This is a genomic window from Amycolatopsis sp. FU40 (genome assembly GCF_021903635.1).
Lineage (GTDB): Bacteria > Actinomycetota > Actinomycetes > Mycobacteriales > Pseudonocardiaceae > Amycolatopsis > Amycolatopsis dendrobii.
The window spans coordinates 1,336,348-1,352,877 of sequence record NZ_CP091381.1 but is presented as its reverse complement, the minus strand read 5'-3'; the positions used below and the strand labels follow the sequence as shown (position 1 = coordinate 1,352,877).

General features: G+C 70.2%; 14 protein-coding genes. 9 read left to right on the top strand and 5 right to left on the bottom strand.

All coding sequences use genetic code 11. The annotated features are described in order from the left end of the window. Positions 1-81 precede the first annotated feature (81 nt). The 3 genes from L3Q65_RS07475 to L3Q65_RS07465 are packed head-to-tail and all read left to right on the top strand — an operon-like array spanning position 82 to position 2,143. Positions 82-417 carry a DUF3040 domain-containing protein gene (locus L3Q65_RS07475; protein ID WP_237599167.1) on the top strand — a complete coding sequence of 112 codons (336 nt, stop codon included), beginning with the start codon at positions 82-84 and terminating at the stop codon, positions 415-417. Beyond that, complete coding sequence (locus L3Q65_RS07470; protein WP_237599166.1) at positions 402-1,517, top strand: SDR family oxidoreductase; 1,116 nt, start codon at positions 402-404, stop codon at positions 1,515-1,517. Before L3Q65_RS07475 ends, L3Q65_RS07470 begins: the two co-directional genes overlap by 16 nt. After that, positions 1,514-2,143, top strand: a complete 630-nt coding sequence (locus L3Q65_RS07465; RefSeq protein ID WP_237599165.1) for a phosphoribosyltransferase — start codon at positions 1,514-1,516, stop codon at positions 2,141-2,143. The genes L3Q65_RS07470 and L3Q65_RS07465 overlap by 4 nt, the downstream gene beginning before the upstream one ends. Here the strand turns inward: L3Q65_RS07465 and L3Q65_RS07460 are convergent, their stop codons facing one another. Together L3Q65_RS07460 and L3Q65_RS07455 are read right to left on the bottom strand one after the other, a co-directional pair. Next, positions 2,144-3,139, bottom strand: a complete 996-nt coding sequence (locus L3Q65_RS07460; RefSeq protein WP_182891703.1) for an inorganic phosphate transporter — start codon at positions 3,137-3,139, stop codon at positions 2,144-2,146. Then, the gene (locus L3Q65_RS07455) at positions 3,140-3,754 is read right to left on the bottom strand and encodes a DUF47 domain-containing protein (RefSeq protein ID WP_182891704.1); all 615 of its coding nucleotides are present in this window, start codon (positions 3,752-3,754) and stop codon (positions 3,140-3,142) included. A 100-nt stretch (positions 3,755-3,854) separates the two neighbouring features. On the opposite strand from L3Q65_RS07455, the gene L3Q65_RS07450 reads away from it, so the two are divergent. Then, positions 3,855-4,754, top strand: a complete 900-nt coding sequence (locus L3Q65_RS07450) for a Ku protein (protein ID WP_182891705.1) — start codon at positions 3,855-3,857, stop codon at positions 4,752-4,754. Positions 4,755-4,841: 87 nt separating this feature from the next. On the opposite strand, the gene L3Q65_RS07445 is transcribed toward L3Q65_RS07450, so the two are convergent. After that, complete coding sequence (locus tag L3Q65_RS07445; RefSeq protein WP_237599164.1) at positions 4,842-6,794, bottom strand: aconitate hydratase; 1,953 nt, start codon at positions 6,792-6,794, stop codon at positions 4,842-4,844. 98 nt (positions 6,795-6,892) lie between these two features. On the opposite strand from L3Q65_RS07445, the gene L3Q65_RS07440 reads away from it, so the two are divergent. The 5 genes from L3Q65_RS07440 to L3Q65_RS07420 are packed head-to-tail and all read left to right on the top strand — an operon-like array spanning position 6,893 to position 14,954. After that, a complete protein-coding gene (locus tag L3Q65_RS07440; RefSeq protein ID WP_182891707.1) occupies positions 6,893-7,228 on the top strand; it encodes a plasmid stabilization protein in 336 nt (111 codons plus the stop codon). Between the two features lie 10 nt (positions 7,229-7,238). Continuing rightward, positions 7,239-9,050, top strand: a complete 1,812-nt coding sequence (locus L3Q65_RS07435) for a glycoside hydrolase family 15 protein (RefSeq protein WP_237599163.1) — start codon at positions 7,239-7,241, stop codon at positions 9,048-9,050. 53 nt (positions 9,051-9,103) lie between these two features. Next, a complete protein-coding gene (locus L3Q65_RS07430) occupies positions 9,104-10,897 on the top strand; it encodes a thiamine pyrophosphate-requiring protein (protein ID WP_182891709.1) in 1,794 nt (597 codons plus the stop codon). Next, positions 10,894-12,006, top strand: a complete 1,113-nt coding sequence (locus L3Q65_RS07425; protein ID WP_182891710.1) for an enolase C-terminal domain-like protein — start codon at positions 10,894-10,896, stop codon at positions 12,004-12,006. The genes L3Q65_RS07430 and L3Q65_RS07425 overlap by 4 nt, the downstream gene beginning before the upstream one ends. Beyond that, positions 12,003-14,954, top strand: a complete 2,952-nt coding sequence (locus L3Q65_RS07420) for an FAD-binding and (Fe-S)-binding domain-containing protein (protein ID WP_237599162.1) — start codon at positions 12,003-12,005, stop codon at positions 14,952-14,954. The genes L3Q65_RS07425 and L3Q65_RS07420 overlap by 4 nt, the downstream gene beginning before the upstream one ends. A gap of 63 nt (positions 14,955-15,017) precedes the next feature. Here L3Q65_RS07420 and L3Q65_RS07415 read toward each other — a convergent pair whose 3' ends face one another. Then, positions 15,018-15,875, bottom strand: coding sequence for an SDR family oxidoreductase (locus tag L3Q65_RS07415; protein WP_182891712.1), 858 nt, complete (start codon positions 15,873-15,875; stop codon positions 15,018-15,020). Positions 15,876-16,054: 179 nt separating this feature from the next. After that, on the bottom strand, positions 16,055-16,474 hold the full coding sequence (locus tag L3Q65_RS07410) for a CBS domain-containing protein (RefSeq protein ID WP_182891713.1): 420 nt from the start codon (positions 16,472-16,474) through the stop codon (positions 16,055-16,057). Positions 16,475-16,530 lie beyond the last annotated feature (56 nt).

Sequence of the window (16,530 nt, the reverse complement as noted above, 5' to 3'; positions counted from 1 at the left end):
GGCAAACCGGACGCTTCCGCCGTTCCGGTTTGGCCTGGCCGGAAGCGGGTAAGCCGTCGGTCAGGCGGAAGGGAGCAGGCGATGGCCGCGCACCGGCAGCCGGATCCCCACCGGGCGCTGCGTTCGATGGAACGGGAACTGCTCGCCACCGACGCGCTGTGGGTGCGGCGCGCCTTCGGGCAGTCAGCGTGGCCGCTGCGCCGGGCGTGGCCGGTGGCGTGCTGGGCGCTGACCGCGGTCGCGGCCGGGCTGGTCGTCTGCGGGATCGTCTTTCCGCCGGAGGTGCCGCTCGCGCTGCTCGGCTTCGTGCTGGCGGCGATCGCGGTGTGCGGGCACGTCGCCCGCCAGGAGTGCCTGCGTCCGCCGACCCGCCGGACTCCCGGTCCGGGGAAAGGATTTCCATGCCGCCCGTCGTAGTCGTGACCGGGGCCAGCGCCGGAGTGGGCCGGGCCGTCGCCCGCGCGTACGGCCGCCGCGGCGCGAAAGTCGCCTTGCTGGCGCGGGGCGAGAAGGGGCTCGCCGCCGCGGCGGAGGAGGTCCGGGAGGCCGGGGGCACGCCGCTGGAACTGCCTGCGGACGTCGCCGATTTCGCCCTCCTCGACGCCGCCGCGACCCGCGCCGAGGAGGAACTCGGGCCGATCGACGTCTGGGTCAACGTCGCGTTCAGCTCGGTGTTCGCCCGGTTCTCCGACGTCAAGCCCGACGAATACCGCCGGGTGACCGAGGTGACCTACCTCGGTTTCGTGCACGGCACGATGGCCGCTCTCGCACGGATGAAACCGCGGGACGCGGGCACGATCGTCCAGGTCGGCTCGGCGCTCGCGTATCGCGGCATCCCGCTGCAGAGCGCGTATTGCGGGGCCAAGCACGCCATTCAAGGCTTCAACGAAGCGCTGCGCTGCGAACTTCTCCACGAGCACAGCGGAATCCGCACGACCATGGTGCAGTTGCCCGCGGTCAACACGCCGCAGTTCACCTGGCTGCTTTCGCGGCTGCCCGAGCACGCCCAGCCGGTTCCACCGATCTACCAGCCCGAACTCGCCGCCCGCGAGGTGCTGCACGCGGCCGACCATCCGCGCCGCCGCGAGTACTGGGTCGGCACGAGCACCGCCGCGACGCTGCTGGCCAACGCCGTCGCGCCCGGCCTGCTCGACCGGTACCTCGCCCGCACCGGCTTCGGCGCGCAGCAAACCGGCCAGCCACAGCGGCCGAGCCAGCCCGCGAACCTGTGGGAGCCCGCGGACGGCCCGCGCGGGTTCGACTACGGCGCGCACGGCGAGTTCGATCAGCAGGCCAAGGCGCGAGACGTCCAGCCGGTGCTGAGCCGCCACCACGGCGCGGTCGCCGCTGGGCTGACCGCCTCGGTACTCGCCGCTGTGCAGTTGCTGCGCCGCACCACTGCGAAGGGCATTCGGCCCGCGAAGAGGAGCCAGTACGGTGCCGTAGCCGCTGTCGCCGGGCAATTGCTGCGCCGCACCGCAAAGTCCCGCCGCGCGGCGAAGAAGGGTCGCCGGTGAGACCGTTCCAGAACCGCGCCGACGCGGGCACCCGGCTCGCCGCGGCCCTGGCCTGCCGGGAGTGGGCGGACCCGGTGGTCTTCGGGCTGGTCCGCGGCGGGCTTCCGGTCGCCGCGCCCGTCGCCGAGGAACTGGACGCGCCGCTGGAACTGCTCGTCGCTCGCAAAATCAGCGCACCCGGACGGCCGGAACTCGGGCTCGGCGCCGTCGCCGCGGACGGCCCGCCGTTCTTCGACCGCGCCGGCCTCCGCGCGCTCGGGCTGACGCCGGAGGACGTCGCGAACCAGGTCGACCAAGCCCGCACCGAGGCCCGTGACCAGGTCCGCCGCTACCTGGGCAACCGCGTCCCGCACTCACCGGCGGGCCACGACGTCGTGGTGATCGACGACGGCGTGGCCACCGGCGGCACCGCGATCGCCGCACTTCGAGCCCTCCGATCGCACGCACCCTTGCGGCTGGTCTTCGCCGCTCCAGTCGGCGCACCGCCCGCACTGGACAAGCTCACCCGCGAAGCCGACGAAGTCATCTGCCTGCGAGAACCGGAGGAATTCCACGCGGTCGGCGAGTTCTACTCCGACTTCAGCCCGACCACCGACGACGAAGTCCTCGCCCTCGTGCCCAAGTGATCAGCCGAACGCCGACAAAAGCCAGAACATCAACGCAGCGACCCCCGCCGCGGCCGGGAACGTCAGCACCCAGCCCAGCACGATGTCGCGCGCGATCCCCCACCGCACCGCCGAAAGCCGCCTCGTCGCGCCGACGCCCATCACCGCCGCCGTGATCACGTGGGTGGTCGAAATCGGGGCCTTCACGGCGAAAGCGGTCAAGTACAGCACCGAAGCACCGACCGATTCCGCCACGAACCCGTGCGGCGGGTCGAGCGGGAAGACGCGGCGGCCGAGCGTCCGCATGATGCGCATGCCGCCCGAGCAGGTACCGAGCGACAGCGCGCCGGCGCACACCAGCGTCACCCACAGGGGCACCGAGAAGGTGTCCTGTTTCCCGGCCGCGATCAGCGCCAGGACGAGCACGCCCATCCCCTTTTGCGCGTCCTGCAACCCGTGTCCGAGCGCCAGCGCCGAAGCCGACAGGATCTGCAGCCGCCGGAACACCCGGCCGCTGCGGTGCGGGTTCGCCCGGCGCAGCAGCCACAGCACCGCGACCATCGCCGCGTAGCCGAGCACCAGCCCGAGCAGCGGCGACGCGACCATCGGCACCAGCACTTTCTCCACGATGCCCGTCCAGTGCACCGTGCTCGCCGCGGCCAGCGCGGCTCCGACCATGCCGCCGATCAGCGAATGCGACGACGAGGACGGCAGCCCGAAGTACCAGGTCACGAGGTTCCACGCGATCGCGCCGACCAGCGCGGCGAGCACCACGGTCAGCGCGCCCGGGCCCGCCGGGACGTCGATGATTCCTTTCGCGACGGTCGCGGCGATGCCGGTCGACAGCAGCGCTCCGGCCAGGTTCATCACCGCGGCCAGCACGAGCGCGGTGCGCAGCGGGAGCGCCCTGGTCGAGACCGCGCTGGCGATCGCGTTGGCCGCGTCGTGGAAACCGTTGGTGTAGTCGAAGAAGACCGTCAGCACCACGACGGCGACGAGCGCGGCGGTGCTGTCCACTCAGGACTCCTTGACCGCGATGGTCTGCACCACGTCCGCGACGTGCTCGAAGCCGTCGGCCGCCAGTTCGAACTGTTCGACGACTTCCTTCGCCTTGAGCACCTCGAGCGCGTCCGCGCCCGGCTGGAACAGGTCGGCGAGCATCCGCCGGTAGGTGTGGTCCGCCTCGTTCTCCAGCGCGTTGATCTCGATCCAGTACGGCGACAGCTCGCCGACCTTCGCCAGGCCCGGCATGGATTCCGCGGTCAGTTCCGCGGCGCGGCACAGCACGCGCAGCATGCCGTCGGTGCCGGGCGGGAACTTCTCCAGCCGGTAGAGCACCGCGAGGTCGGCGGCAGTGTCCAGAAAGTCGAGGACGTCGTCGATCCGCGCGGCCAGCGCCTGGATGTCCTCGCGGTCGAACGGGGTGACGAACGTGCTGTTCAGCTCGACCATGATGGTGTGCGTCAGGTCGTCGCCGGCGTGTTCGACCTCGTGCAGCCGGGCCGCGATCGCCTCCCGTTCCGGGGGCGGCGCCTCGGTGAGGTCCCGCAGCAGCGCGGTGGCGGTGACGAGGTTCGCGGCCGCGTCCGCGAGCAGCTGGAAGAACTGGCTTCCGCGAGGTTTTATGCGCATCGGAGCAGAAGCTACCCCGTATCCCCCTCGCTTACACCGGCGCGGTGTGCCGGGCGCCCGGATCGGGTACCCGGCGGGCATCGAAGAGGAAGGAGCGCCGATGCGTCCGGTGTGGCAGGGTGCGCTGTCGTTCGGCCTGGTCAACGTCCCGGTGCGGATGTACAAGGCGGTTGAGGACCACGCCGTGCACTTCACGCAGTTCCAGCGCGGCACGCGGGACCGCATCCGCTACCGGCGGGTCAACGAGCGGACCGGCGACGAGGTGCCCTACGCCGACATCGTCCGCGGCCGGGAGGTCGGAAACGACGAGTACGTGCTGGTCGAGCAGGAGGAACTCGACGAGATCGCACCGGGCCGGTCGAGGTCGCTCGAGGTGGAGAGCTTTGTGGACCTCGAGGAGGTCGACCCGATGTACTTCGACCGCGCCTACTGGCTCGCACCCGCGAAAGAGGAAGCACAGCGCCCGTACGTGCTGCTGCTCGACGCGCTGGCCAGCCGGGACAAGGCGGCCGTCGCGAAGTTCGTCTTCCACGGCCGCGAACACCTCGCGCTCGCCCGCGCCGGCGACGGCGTGATCGTGCTCAACACGCTGCATTACGCCGCCGAGATGCGCAGCGCGGACGACGTGCCACAACTGCCCGCCAAGGCCAAGACCAACAAGAAGGAGCTGGACCTGGCGGTCAAGCTGATCGACGCGATGACCGAGCCGTGGAAGCCGGAAGAGTTCAGCGACACCTATCGCGAGCGGGTGGAAGAGCTGATCGAGGCCAAGCGGGAGGGCAACACCGTCACGCCAGCCGCCGAGCCGGAGGAGCCGACGAAGGTGGTCGACCTCATGGAGGCGCTGGCCAACAGCGTGCGCAGCAGCCGCAAGCCGCGCACGCCGGATCTGTCCGAGCTGTCCAAGACGGAGCTGCAGAAACTCGCCAAGGAGCGCGACGTCAAGGGGCGTTCGAAGATGTCGCGCGCCGATCTGGAGGCGGCGCTGAAGGCTTCCTGACCGGCCAGAGGCCGTGAGGGGAACCCTGAGAATCTGATTCCGCATGATTCCCCTCACGACCACGCTCCCGCTCCCGCGAGGCCGGCCTCAGTGCAGCGCCCGCGCCAGCTGCGGAATCCTCCCGCCGGCCAGCAGCACATCCACCTGCCGCGGCGACAGCTGGTGCCTCGTCCGGTACTCCTCGCCCCGGGTCTGGTTCCGCACGGTGAACTCCCCCGTCTCGGCCAGCCGCTGCAGCCCGGACACCGACAGCACGTCGTCGCGCCGGATCTTCTCGCTGTCGGCCGGCTCGGCGAATTCCAGCGGCAGGACGCCGAAGTTGACCAGGTTCTGCCAGTGGATCCGCGCGAACGACCGGGCCAGCACCACGCGCAAACCCAGGTACCGCGCGGTGATCGCGGCGTGTTCGCGCGACGAGCCCTGGCCGTAGTTCTCCCCCGCCACCACGAAATGGGCCGGGCTGTCGGCCGCGCGCTCGGGGTAGTCCTCGTCGATCCGGGTGAAGGTGAACTCGGCCAGCTTCGGGATGTTCGAGCGGTACGGCAGCGCACGGGCCCCGGCGGGCGAGATTTCGTCGGTCGACACGTCGTCCCCGGCCTTCAGCAGGACTGGGCCCTCGATCTCGTCCGGCAGCGGGTCGAAGTCCGGCAGCCCGGCGACGTTCGGGCCCTTCACCAGTTCCTCCCGCAGTGCCTCGTCCTCGGGCAGCGGGGTGGTGAAGACGCGCGGGTCGGCCGCCGAACGGGCCGGTCCGGAGACCCGCGGGTGCGCGAGGTGGTGGACGGTCGCGTAGTCGCGCGGATCGGTCAGCACGCCGGTCAGCGCCGACACCGCCGCGGTCTCCGGCGAGCACAGCCAGACCGAGTCGTCGGCGGTGCCGGACCGGCCGGGGAAATTCCGCGGGAACGTGCGCAGCGAGTTCGTGCCGGGCGCGGGGGCCTGGCCCATCCCGATGCAGCCGAGGCAGCCCGCCTGGTGCACGCGGGCGCCGGCCGCGACGAGGTCGGTGAGGTGTCCGCTGCGGGCCAGTTCGACGAGGATCTGCCGCGAGGTCGGGTTGACGTCGAAGCTGACCGAATCGGCCGTCTGCCTGCCCCGGACGGTGGCCGCGGCGACCGCGAAGTCCCGGAACCCCGGGTTGGCCGACGAACCGATCACGACCTGCCCCACCGGTGTCCCCGACACCTCGCGCACCGGAACCACGTTGCCCGGCGAAGACGGCTTCGCCACCAACGGCTCCACTGTGGACAGATCGATCTCGTCTTCGATGTCGTAGGAAGCGTCGCGTCCGGCGCGCAGGTCGCGGAAGTCGTGTTCGCGCCCTTCCGCCCGCAGGAACGCGCGGATCGCTTCGTCGGCCGGGAACACCGTCGCGGTCGCGCCCAGCTCAGCGCCCATGTTGGCGAGCACGTGCCGGTCCATCGCGCTCAGGCAGGCCAGCCCCGGGCCGTGGTACTCGATGATCCGGTGCCGTCCGCCACTGACGCCGTGCCGCCGCAGCATCTCCAGCACGACGTCCTTCGCCGACACCCACGGCGGCAGCTCGCTGCACAGCCGGACGCCCCAGATCTCCGGCATCCGCAGGTAGAGCGGTTCTCCGGCGATGGCCAGCGCCACTTCGAGGCCGCCGACGCCGACGGCGAGCATGCCCAGCGCGCCCGCCGCACAGGTGTGCGAATCGGATCCGGCGAGGCTCTTGCCGGGCACGCCGAAGCGCTCCATGTGCGTCGGATGCGAAACGCCGTTGCCCGCTTTGGAGAACCACAGCCCGAACCGGCGGCAGGCCGACCGCAGGTACGCGTGGTCCTCGGCGTTCTTCTCGTCGGCCTGCAGCAGGTTATGGTCGACGTACTGGACGCTCAGCTCGGTGCGCGCGCGATCGAGCCCGAGCGCCTCGAGTTCCTGCATCACGAGCGTGCCCGTGGCGTCCTGGGTCAGCGTCTGATCGACCCGCAGGCCGATTTCGGTCCCTGGCTCGAGCCGGCCGGCGACCAGGTGCTCGGCCAGCAGCCGCCCGGCGAGTGTCTGTTCGCGTCCCACTCGCGAGCGGGTACCCGTTTCCGGCGCGGCGAACCGCGATGTTTCCGCGCGCGGCGCGCGGGCAACCCGGGGATCAAGAACGGCGGAAGGAGACTGGGATGCCGCAGCAGGCTTGGAGTTCGAAACGGGAACGGCAGTACCAGCACATCGAGGAGTCGCAGGAAGAGCGCGGCGCGAGCAAGAAGCGCGCGAAGGAGATCGCGGCCCGCACGGTGAACAAGAACCGGGCGCAGTCGGGCGAATCGGACCGTGCGAGCAAGACGTCGGTGCGCGACAAATCGCCGCAGCAGCGCGGCGGGCACCGCTCCGGCAAGCGGCTCGGTCCTGGCGGCCCGACCCGCGACCAGCTGTACAACGAGGCCAAGCAGCGCAACATCCACGGCCGGTCCACGATGACCAAGAAGGAACTCGCGAAGGCGCTCGGCCGGGACTGACTCCGCCGCGATGAACCAGCGCCCGATCGAGGACTACGCCCTGCTCGGCGACCTGCACACCGCGGCGTTGGTGTCGCGGGAAGGTGCGGTCGAGTGGCTGTGCCTGCCGCGGTTCGACTCCCCCGCGTGCTTCGCCGCGCTTCTGCACGACGAGCGCGCGGGGGTGTGGCGGCTCGGGCCCGCGGACGGCGGACCGGCCACTCGCCGCGGTTACGTCGGCGACTCCCTGGTCCTCGCCAGCGAATGGGAAACCGCCGACGGCGCCGTGCGCGTGCTCGACTTCATGCCGCCGCGCGACGGAGCGGCCGATCTCGTCCGGATCGTCGAAGGCGTGCGCGGCCGGGTCCCGATGCGGACCTGCCTGCGGCCGCGGTTCGACTACGGGTCGGTGCGCCCGTGGGTGCGGCACGTCGACGGACGATTCGACGCGGTCGCAGGTCCGGACGCGGTTCGGCTGACCACGCCGGTCGACGTGTCGACCGAGGGTTTGGCGGAGTTCACCGTCGCCGAGGGCGAACGCGTGCCGTTCGTGCTGACCTACCACGCCTCCTACGAGGAACGCCCCGATCCGGCGGACGCCGAGAAAGCGCTGGCGCAAACCGAAAGCTTCTGGGCGGACTGGATCGACCGCTGCCGGTACAACGGCCGGTGGCCTTCCGCGGTGCGCCGCGCGCTGATCACATTGAAGGCGCTGACGTACGAGCCGACCGGCGGCATCCTCGCCGCACCGACGACATCGCTGCCGGAACAGCTCGGCGGCGAACGCAACTGGGACTACCGCTACTGCTGGCTGCGCGACGCCACCTTCACCCTGCAAGCCCTCGTCGGCACCGGCTATCCCGACGAGGCGCGCGCGTGGCGCGAATGGCTCGTCCGCGCGGCAGCGGGCGATCCGGCCGAACTCCAGGTCCTTTACGGACTCGACGGATCCCGCCGCGTTCCCGAGTCCACATTGGACTGGCTGGACGGGTATGCCGGTTCCGCCCCGGTGCGCATCGGCAACGCCGCGGCGGGACAGATGCAGCTCGACGTGTGGGGCGAAGCGCTCGACGGCCTGCACCTCGTCCGCGAAGCCGGGCTTCCGGTGATCCATCCGGCGTGGGATCTGCAACGCGGGCTGCTCGATTTTCTCGAAGGCCATTGGGATCAGCCCGATCGAAGCCTTTGGGAAGTACGGGGCGAACCGCAGCATTTCGTGCATTCCAAGGTAATGGCGTGGGCAGGCATCGACCGAGCCGTCCGGACGGTGGAACGCCACGATCTCGACGGACCGGTCGACCGCTGGCGTGCGCTGCGCGACCGCATTCACGAGGAAGTCTGCCGAGAGGGTTTCGACGCCGGCCGCAACACTTTCACCCAGTTCTACGGCTCACGCGGCCTCGACGCCGCATTGCTGCTCATCCCCCGCGTCGGCTTCCTCCCCGGAAGCGACCCGCGGGTGCGCGGAACTGTCGACGCGGTGCGGAAAGAGCTGTCGCGAGACGGTTTCGTCCACCGTTTCGACCCGGACGCCGATTCCGGTCCCAGCGAATTGAGCGGCGGCGAAGGCGCGTTCCTGCCGTGCAGTTTCTGGCTCGCCGACGCCTTGCACGGCACCGGCCGGACCGAGGAAGCCATCGAGGTCTTCGAGCAGATGCTGGCCGTCCGCAACGATGTCGGGCTGCTGAGCGAGGAATACGACACGACCGCCGGACGGCAGCTCGGGAACATGCCGCAGGCCTTCAGCATGGTCGGGCTCGTCAACACCGCACGCCACCTCGACGGCGCGGAAACCACCACCAACGCGACCGGACCCGAACAGGGGCTGCGCCGCGACGTGTAACGCCCCGGGCCTGCGGGTAGCCGGGGAGGACTCAACGCACGGGAGGACTTGTCATGACCGAGACCGTCGGCGACTACCTGCTTTCGCGGCTGCGTGACTGGGGCGTGGAACAGGTGTTCGCGTACCCCGGGGACGGGATCAACGGTCTCGTCGCCTCCTTCGGCAAGGCGGACAACCAGCCGCGCTTCGTCCAGGCCCGGCACGAGGAGATGGCCGCCTTCTCCGCGGTCGGCTACGCGAAGTTCAGCGGGGCGGTCGGCGTGTGCATGGCGACGTCCGGGCCCGGCGCGATCCACCTGCTGAACGGGCTCTACGACGCGAAACTCGACCACGTCCCGGTCGTCGCGATCGTCGGGCAGACCGCGCGCACCGCGATGGGCGGCAGCTACCAGCAGGAGGTCGAACTCCAGGCGCTGTACCGGGATGTCGCGAACGAGTACTGCATCGAGGTGAACGTCGCCGAGCAGCTGCCCAACGCGCTCGACCGCGCGTTCCGGGTCGCGCAGGCGTCGCGCACGCCGACCGCGCTGATCATCCCGGCGGATCTGCAGGAAGAGCCGTACGAGCCGCCGCAGCACGCGTTCAAGCAGATGCCCTCGAGCCCGCCCGGGACCGCGTGGCCGAATCCGGTGCCGCCCGAACCCGCCATCACCGAGGCGGCCGACGTGCTCAACGCCGGGGAGAAGGTCGCGATCCTCGTCGGGCAAGGCGCGCGCGGCGCGGTCGACGAGGTGCGCCAGGTCGCCGAACTCACCGGGGCCGGAGTGGCGAAAGCGTTGCTGGGCAAGGATGTTCTCGCCGACGACCTGCCGTACGTGACCGGCGCGATCGGCCTGCTCGGCACCCGGCCGAGCTACGAGATGATGCGCGACTGCGACACGCTGCTGATCGTCGGGTCCAATTTCCCGTACAGCCAGTTCCTGCCGGAGTACGGCCAGGCCCGCGCGGTGCAGATCGACATCGACGGCCGGTTCATCGGCATGCGCTACCCCACCGAGGTCAACCTCGTCGGCGACGCCGCCGCGACCCTGCGCGCGCTGCTGCCGAAGCTGAACCGGACCGAAAACCGTTCGTGGCGCGAGAAAATCGAGAAGAACGTCGCCGACTGGTGGACCACGATGGACCAGCAGGCCGAGGTCGACGCGAAACCGGTCAACCCGATGCGGATCGTGCACGAGCTGTCCAAGCAGATCCCGGGCAACGCGATGGTCACCGCCGATTCCGGCTCGTCGACCAACTGGTACGCGCGCAATCTCCGGATCCGCGAAGGCATCCGCAGCACGCTTTCCGGCACGCTCGCGACGATGGGTCCCGGCGTGCCGTATGCGATCGGCGCGAAGTTCGCGCATCCCGACCGGCCGGCGATCGCGCTGGTCGGCGACGGCGCGATGCAGATGAACGGGATGGCCGAGCTGATCACCATCGCGCGCTACCAGGGGTTGTGGACGGATCCGCGGTGCATCATCTGCGTGTTCCACAACAATGACCTCAACCAGGTCACATGGGAGCTGCGCGCGATGGGCGGCGCGCCGAAGTTCGAGGAATCGCAGTCCCTGCCGGACGTCGACTACGCCGGGTTCGCCCGGAGTGTCGGCCTCGAAGGCGTCAACGTCGACGAGCCGGGCGATCTCGCTTCGGCCTGGCGGACCGCGTTCGCCGCGGACCGGCCGACGGTGCTGGACGTCCGCTGCGACGCCGAGGTCCCGCCGATTCCGCCGCACGCGACGTTCGAGCAGATGAAATCGGTCACCGAGTCCGTGCTCAAGGGCGACCCCGAAGCGTTCCACCTGATGTTCCAGGGCGCGAAGACGAAGCTGCAGGAGTTCCTGCCCGGACGGTCGCGGTGACCGTCGCCGCCCCGCACATCGAACGGATCGACGCGCGCGCCTACCGGGTGCCCACTCCGTCGCCGGAGGCCGACGGCACGCTCTCCTGGGATTCCACCACGCTCGTCGTGGCCAGGGTGCGAGCAGGCGGCACCGACGGGCTCGGCTGGACGTACGCCGATTTCTCGTGCGTCCCGCTGATCGAAGGCAAACTGGCCTCCGCCGTCGCGGGCAAGCCGGTGCTGGACCCGCCCGCGTGCTGGACGGAGATGCAGCACGCGATCCGGAACCTCGGCCGCGCCGGGCTTGTCTCTTGTGCACTGTCCGCTGTGGACATCGCGATCTGGGACGCGGCCGCGCGGCTGCTCGACGTTCCGCTGAGCCGCCTGCTCGGCCGGGTGCACGACGAGGTCGAGGTCTACGGCAGCGGCGGCTTCACGTCGCAGGACGACGACGAGATGGCCGCCCAGCTGGACCACTGGGTCCGCCGGCAGCGCATTCCGCGGGTGAAGATCAAGATCGGCGAGTCGTGGGGCTCCGCGGTCGCGCGCGACATCGGCCGGGTCCGGCTGGCGCGAGAGACGATCGGGGACGACGCCGCGCTGTACGTCGACGCGAACGGCGGCTATTCGGTCGGCCGGGCCCGCCGGATCGCGGACACGTTGCGGGAGTTCGGCGTGACCTGGTTCGAGGAGCCGGTGTCGAGCGACGATCTGCCCGGGCTCGCGCAGCTGCGCACGCCGGACGGACCGGACATCGCCGCCGGTGAATACGGCTACGACCTGCCGTACTTCGCCCGGATGCTGCCTTCCGTGGACTGCCTCCAGGTCGACGTGACGCGGTGCGGCGGCTACACCGAATGGCGTCGTGTCGCCGCCCTCGCCGCCGCGGCGAACCGCGAGGTTTCCGCGCACTGCGCGCCGAATCTGTCCGCGCACGCGGCCGCGGCGACGCCGAACTTCCGGCACATCGAATGGTTCGCCGACCACGACCGGATCGAACGGGAACTGTTCTACGGCGGTCTCGACCCCAGCGGCGGCCGGGTCGCCCCGTCGATGTCCACCGCCGGGCACGGGCTGCGCCTGCACGCCGACGCCGCGGCCGAGTATGCGGTCAAGGAGGGCCGATGAGCACCGCCGAACTTCCCAATCCCGTGGTTCGCGTGCCGGAACCGGCCGAAATCGACCCCGAGGCACTCGCGGCCGCCTTGCGCGAGCGGGTCGAGGGCGAGGTCCGCTTCGACGACGGCAGCCGCGCCGCCTACTCCACCGACGCGTCCAATTTCCGCCAGGTCCCCATCGGTGTCGTCGTGCCGCGCTCCCCTGACGACGGCGTCGAAGCGCTGGCCGTAGCGCGGGAATTCGGTGCGCCGGTGCTTTCGCGAGGCGGCGGGACGAGCCTCGCGGGCCAGTGCACCAACACCGCTGTGGTGCTCGACTGGTCGAAGTACTGCTCCGAGCTGGAATCTGTGGATGCCGACAACCGCACTTGCGTCGTGCAGCCGGGAATCGTGCTGGACGACCTCAACCGGCAGCTCGCGGACACCGGGCTGCGGTTCGGTCCCGAGCCCGCCACGCACATGAACTGCACTCTCGGCGGCATGATCGGCAACAACTCCTGCGGCGCGACCGCGCAGCGCACCGGCAAGGTCGTGGACAACATCGTGCGGCTCGAAGTGCTGCTGGCGGACGGAACCCGGTTCTGGTGCGGCAAAACGAGCGACGACGAGTACGCCGAGATCGAGCACCACGGCGACCGGCGCGCCGCGATCTACCGGCAGCTGCGCCGGCTGCGCGACGAATACGCCGACGAGATCCGCCGCCGGTTCCCGGACATCCCGCGCCGGGTGTCTGGCTACAACCTCGACTCGCTGCTGCCCGAACACGGTTTCGACGTCGCCGGACTGCTCGTCGGCAGCGAATCGACGCTGGTCACCGTCCTGCGCGCGGAACTGGAACTGGTGCCGGTGCTGCCGGAACGCGCGATGGTCGTGCTGGGCTACCCGGACATCGCGACCGCCGCCGACGCGGTGCCGGACATTCTGCCGCACGAACCGATCGCGCTCGAAGGCGTCGACCACCGGCTGCTCTACGACGAACGGTTGAAGCACCTCAACGAAAAAGCCCGCGAAGAGCTGCCGCGCGGCCGGGCTTTCCTGATGGTCCAGTTCGGCGCGCAGACTCGTGAGGAAGCCGACAAGCAAGCGCGCGGGCTGCTCGACTCCGTCGAGGGCGCCGAGGTCGCGTTCCTCGACGACCCGGCCCGCGAGGCCGAGCTTTGGCAGGTCCGGGAGGCCGGGCTCGGCGCGACCGCGCATGTTCCTGGCGAGAGAGACACCTTCGAGGGCTGGGAAGACTCCGCGGTAGCACCGGAAAAACTCGGCGGCTACCTCCGCCGGCTGGACGCGCTGTACGCGGAATTCGGCTACGCCGACGAAACCGGGCCGAGCCTGTACGGCCACTTCGGACAGGGCTGCGTGCACACGCGGATTCCGTTCGACCTCTACACCGCGTCCGGCGTCGCGACCTACCGGCGGTTCATGGAACGGGCCGCCGACCTGGTCGCGGAGTTCGGCGGCTCGTTCTCCGGCGAGCACGGCGACGGGCAGAGCCGCGGCGAACTGCTGCCGCGCATGTTCGGCAACGACCTGGTCACCGCTTTCGGCCAGCTGAAGGCGATCTTCGACCCGGCGGACCGGATGAACCCGGGCAAGGTCGTCGCGCCGTACTCGCTCGACGAAAACCTGCGGCTCGGCGGCTCGTGGTCCCCCGCCGAGCCGCAGGACCTCCATTTCCGCTTCCCGCACGACGGCGGCTCGTTCTCCCAGGCCGCCAACCGGTGCGTCGGCGTCGGCCGGTGCCGTCAGTCCACTTCGGAAAGCGGCGACGTGATGTGCCCGTCGTACCAGGTCACCGGCGAGGAGGAACACTCCACGCGCGGCCGGGCGCGGCTGCTGTTCGAAATGCTCAACGGACACCGCGACGGCCCGATCTCCGATGGCTGGCGCTCCACCGAGGTGCGCGACGCGCTCGACCTGTGCCTTTCCTGCAAAGGCTGCAAATCGGACTGTCCGGCCGATGTGGACATGGCCACCTACAAGGCGGAATTCCTGGCCCACCATTACGAAGGACGGCCCTGGAAACGGCCGCGGTCGGACTTCAGCATGGGCTGGCTGCCGCTGGTCGCCCGGCTGGTCGGGAAGACTCGCACGGCCCGGCTGGCGAACCTGCTGGGCAAAACCCGCCTCGCGACGCGTGCCGCCGGGGTCGAGGACCGCGAAATCCCCCGTTTCGCCCCGGAAACGCTGCCGCGCTGGTTCGCCCGGCGCCAACCCGCCGGTACCGGTGCGCGCGGCACGGTGATGTTGTGGCCGGACACCTTCACTTCTTACTTCCACCCGCACGTCGCCGAGGCGGCCGTGCGAGTGCTGGAGGACGCCGGTTGGCGGGTCACGCTGCCGGAGCCGTCTGTCTGCTGTGGACTGACCTGGATTTCCACCGGCCAGCTCGGGGTCGCGAAACGGGTTCTCGCGCGCACCGTGCGCATGCTCGCCCCGCATCTCCGGAACGGCGGATTGGTGCTCGGCCTGGAACCCAGCTGCACCGCGGTCTTCCGCTCCGACGTGGCCGAGTTGTTCCCCGGCGACCAGGACGTCCGGCGGCTGCGGGACCAGACCGTGACGCTCGCGGAGCTGCTGACCCGGCACACCCCCGGGTACCGGCCGCCGCGGATTCCCGGACACGCGCTGGCCCAGGTGCATTGCCACCAGCACGCGGTGCTGGGCTGGGACGCGGACAAGGAACTCTTGCACGCGGCCGGGGTGGACGTCGAACGCCTCGATTCGGGCTGCTGCGGCCTCGCCGGGAACTTCGGGTTCGAGCGGGGACACCTGGAAGTCAGCAAGGCCTGTGCGGAACGGGTGCTGCTCCCCCGGGTACGCCAGGCGGACCGGCGGACGGCCGTGCTGGCTGACGGGTTCAGCTGCCGGACCCAGTTGCACGAACTGGACAGCGGCGGTCGCGAGGGCATCCATCTCGCCGAGTTGCTGGCCGCCGGACTGGACTCGCAAGACCGCTGAACGTCCGTGAAAGACTCCTTGAGGGAATCTGATTCCGCCAAGGAGTCCTTCACGGACCGAAATTCACCCGCCTGGAACCGTTTCGCCGCCCAACGCGGCCAGCACCTCGCCGCTGTAGTACGAAGACAGCCGATTCGACGCCAGGAACACATACGACGGCGCGAGATCGTCCGGATGCGCCGCCCGCTGCATCGGGGCCTGCAATCCGAACTTCTCCACCTTCTCCGGCGGGAACGTCGAGGGGATCAGCGGCGTCCACACCGGACCCGGCGCGACGCAGTTCACCCGGATTCCCCGGTCCGCCAAGGCCTGTGCCATCGCGTACGTCCACGCGTGGATCGCGCCCTTGGTAGCCGAGTAATCGATGAGGCTCTTGTTCCCCCGCAAGCCGTTCACCGAACCGGTGTTGATGATGACGTCCCCGTCGCCCAGATGCGGCAGCGCGGCCGCGGTCACGCGGAAGTAGCTGTGCAGATTCACGTCGAACGTGTGCATCCACTGCTCTTCGGTCAGGTCCTCGGGACTGTCGACCGGCCATTGCGTCGCCGCGTTGTTCACCAGGATGTCGAGTCCGTCCAGTTCGGACAGAGTGCGCTCGACGATGTCCCGGCACTGCTTCGCCTCGGCGAGATCACCGGGCAGCAGCAAGCATTCCCGGCCCTCGGCGCGCACCCGGTCCGCGGTGTACTCGGCGTCCTCGTGCTCGTCGAGATACGAGATCGCGACGTCCGCGCCCTCTTTCGCGAAGGCGATCGCCACCGCGCGGCCGATTCCGGAATCACCGCCGGTGATCAGCGCGCGTTGTCCGGCGAGCAGGCCGCGGCCCTCGTAGTCGGTCATCGAATCGCGCGGCTGCGGGTCCATTTCCGCGGTGGTGCCCGGCGGGTCCTGCTGCTGCGGAGGTCGGATGCGGTCGGCCACGGGAATCCTCCCCGGAAAAGTCGGTTCTGTTCCTTTCCGGCTACCCGCTGTGCCGCCGTTCAATCACGGAAGAAGCCGCGCAACCGTCCCCCTGCGACGGTTGCGCGGCCCTCGCCCCCTGGCCCGCTCTGCGGATGCGCGGCGGTTACCCCGGTCCGCGACTGGCAAACCCGGGGCGATCAGTAATCGTGCGACAGCGCCTCGACCAGCACCCCGGTGTCCGGGTTCGGCATGGCGCGGGCGACGTCCGCCTGTGCGACGACGCCGACCAGGTCGTGGCCGTCGATCACCGGCAGCCGGCGCACCCGGTGCTGCGACATGGTCTGCAGGATCTCGGCGACGTCGTCGTCCGCGCCGATCGTCACCGCTTCTCCTTGCGCCAGTTCGCCCGCGTGCACCGCACGAGGGTCCTTGCCTTCGGCGATCACCTTCACCACGATGTCGCGGTCGGTCAGCATTCCCTTGAGCCGGTTGTCCTCGCCGCACACCGGCAGCGCGCCCAGCTGTTCGCGCGCCATCGTCTGCGCGGCGTCGTTCACCGTGTCCGACTCGCGCACGCACACGGCGTTCGGCGTCATCAAGTCGCGGGCAGTGGTCATGAGATCGTCTCCTTCCTCCCGGGTCACTCCCCGGCTACCCACGTTCCCGGCCGTTA

What these genes read in the sequence shown, in the direction of transcription:
- L3Q65_RS07450 (WP_182891705.1), top strand. Translation starts at nt 3,855, where the DNA reads ATGCGTCCGGTGTGGCAGGGTGCGCTGTCGTTCGGCCTGGTCAACGTC.
- L3Q65_RS07435 (WP_237599163.1), top strand. Translation starts at nt 7,239, where the DNA reads ATGAACCAGCGCCCGATCGAGGACTACGCCCTGCTCGGCGACCTGCAC.
- L3Q65_RS07420 (WP_237599162.1), top strand. Translation starts at nt 12,003, where the DNA reads ATGAGCACCGCCGAACTTCCCAATCCCGTGGTTCGCGTGCCGGAACCG.
- L3Q65_RS07410 (WP_182891713.1), bottom strand. Translation starts at nt 16,474, where the DNA reads ATGACCACTGCCCGCGACTTGATGACGCCGAACGCCGTGTGCGTGCGC.
- L3Q65_RS07430 (WP_182891709.1), top strand. Translation starts at nt 9,104, where the DNA reads ATGACCGAGACCGTCGGCGACTACCTGCTTTCGCGGCTGCGTGACTGG.
- L3Q65_RS07470 (WP_237599166.1), top strand. Translation starts at nt 402, where the DNA reads ATGCCGCCCGTCGTAGTCGTGACCGGGGCCAGCGCCGGAGTGGGCCGG.
- L3Q65_RS07455 (WP_182891704.1), bottom strand. Translation starts at nt 3,754, where the DNA reads ATGCGCATAAAACCTCGCGGAAGCCAGTTCTTCCAGCTGCTCGCGGAC.
- L3Q65_RS07475 (WP_237599167.1), top strand. Translation starts at nt 82, where the DNA reads ATGGCCGCGCACCGGCAGCCGGATCCCCACCGGGCGCTGCGTTCGATG.
- L3Q65_RS07440 (WP_182891707.1), top strand. Translation starts at nt 6,893, where the DNA reads ATGCCGCAGCAGGCTTGGAGTTCGAAACGGGAACGGCAGTACCAGCAC.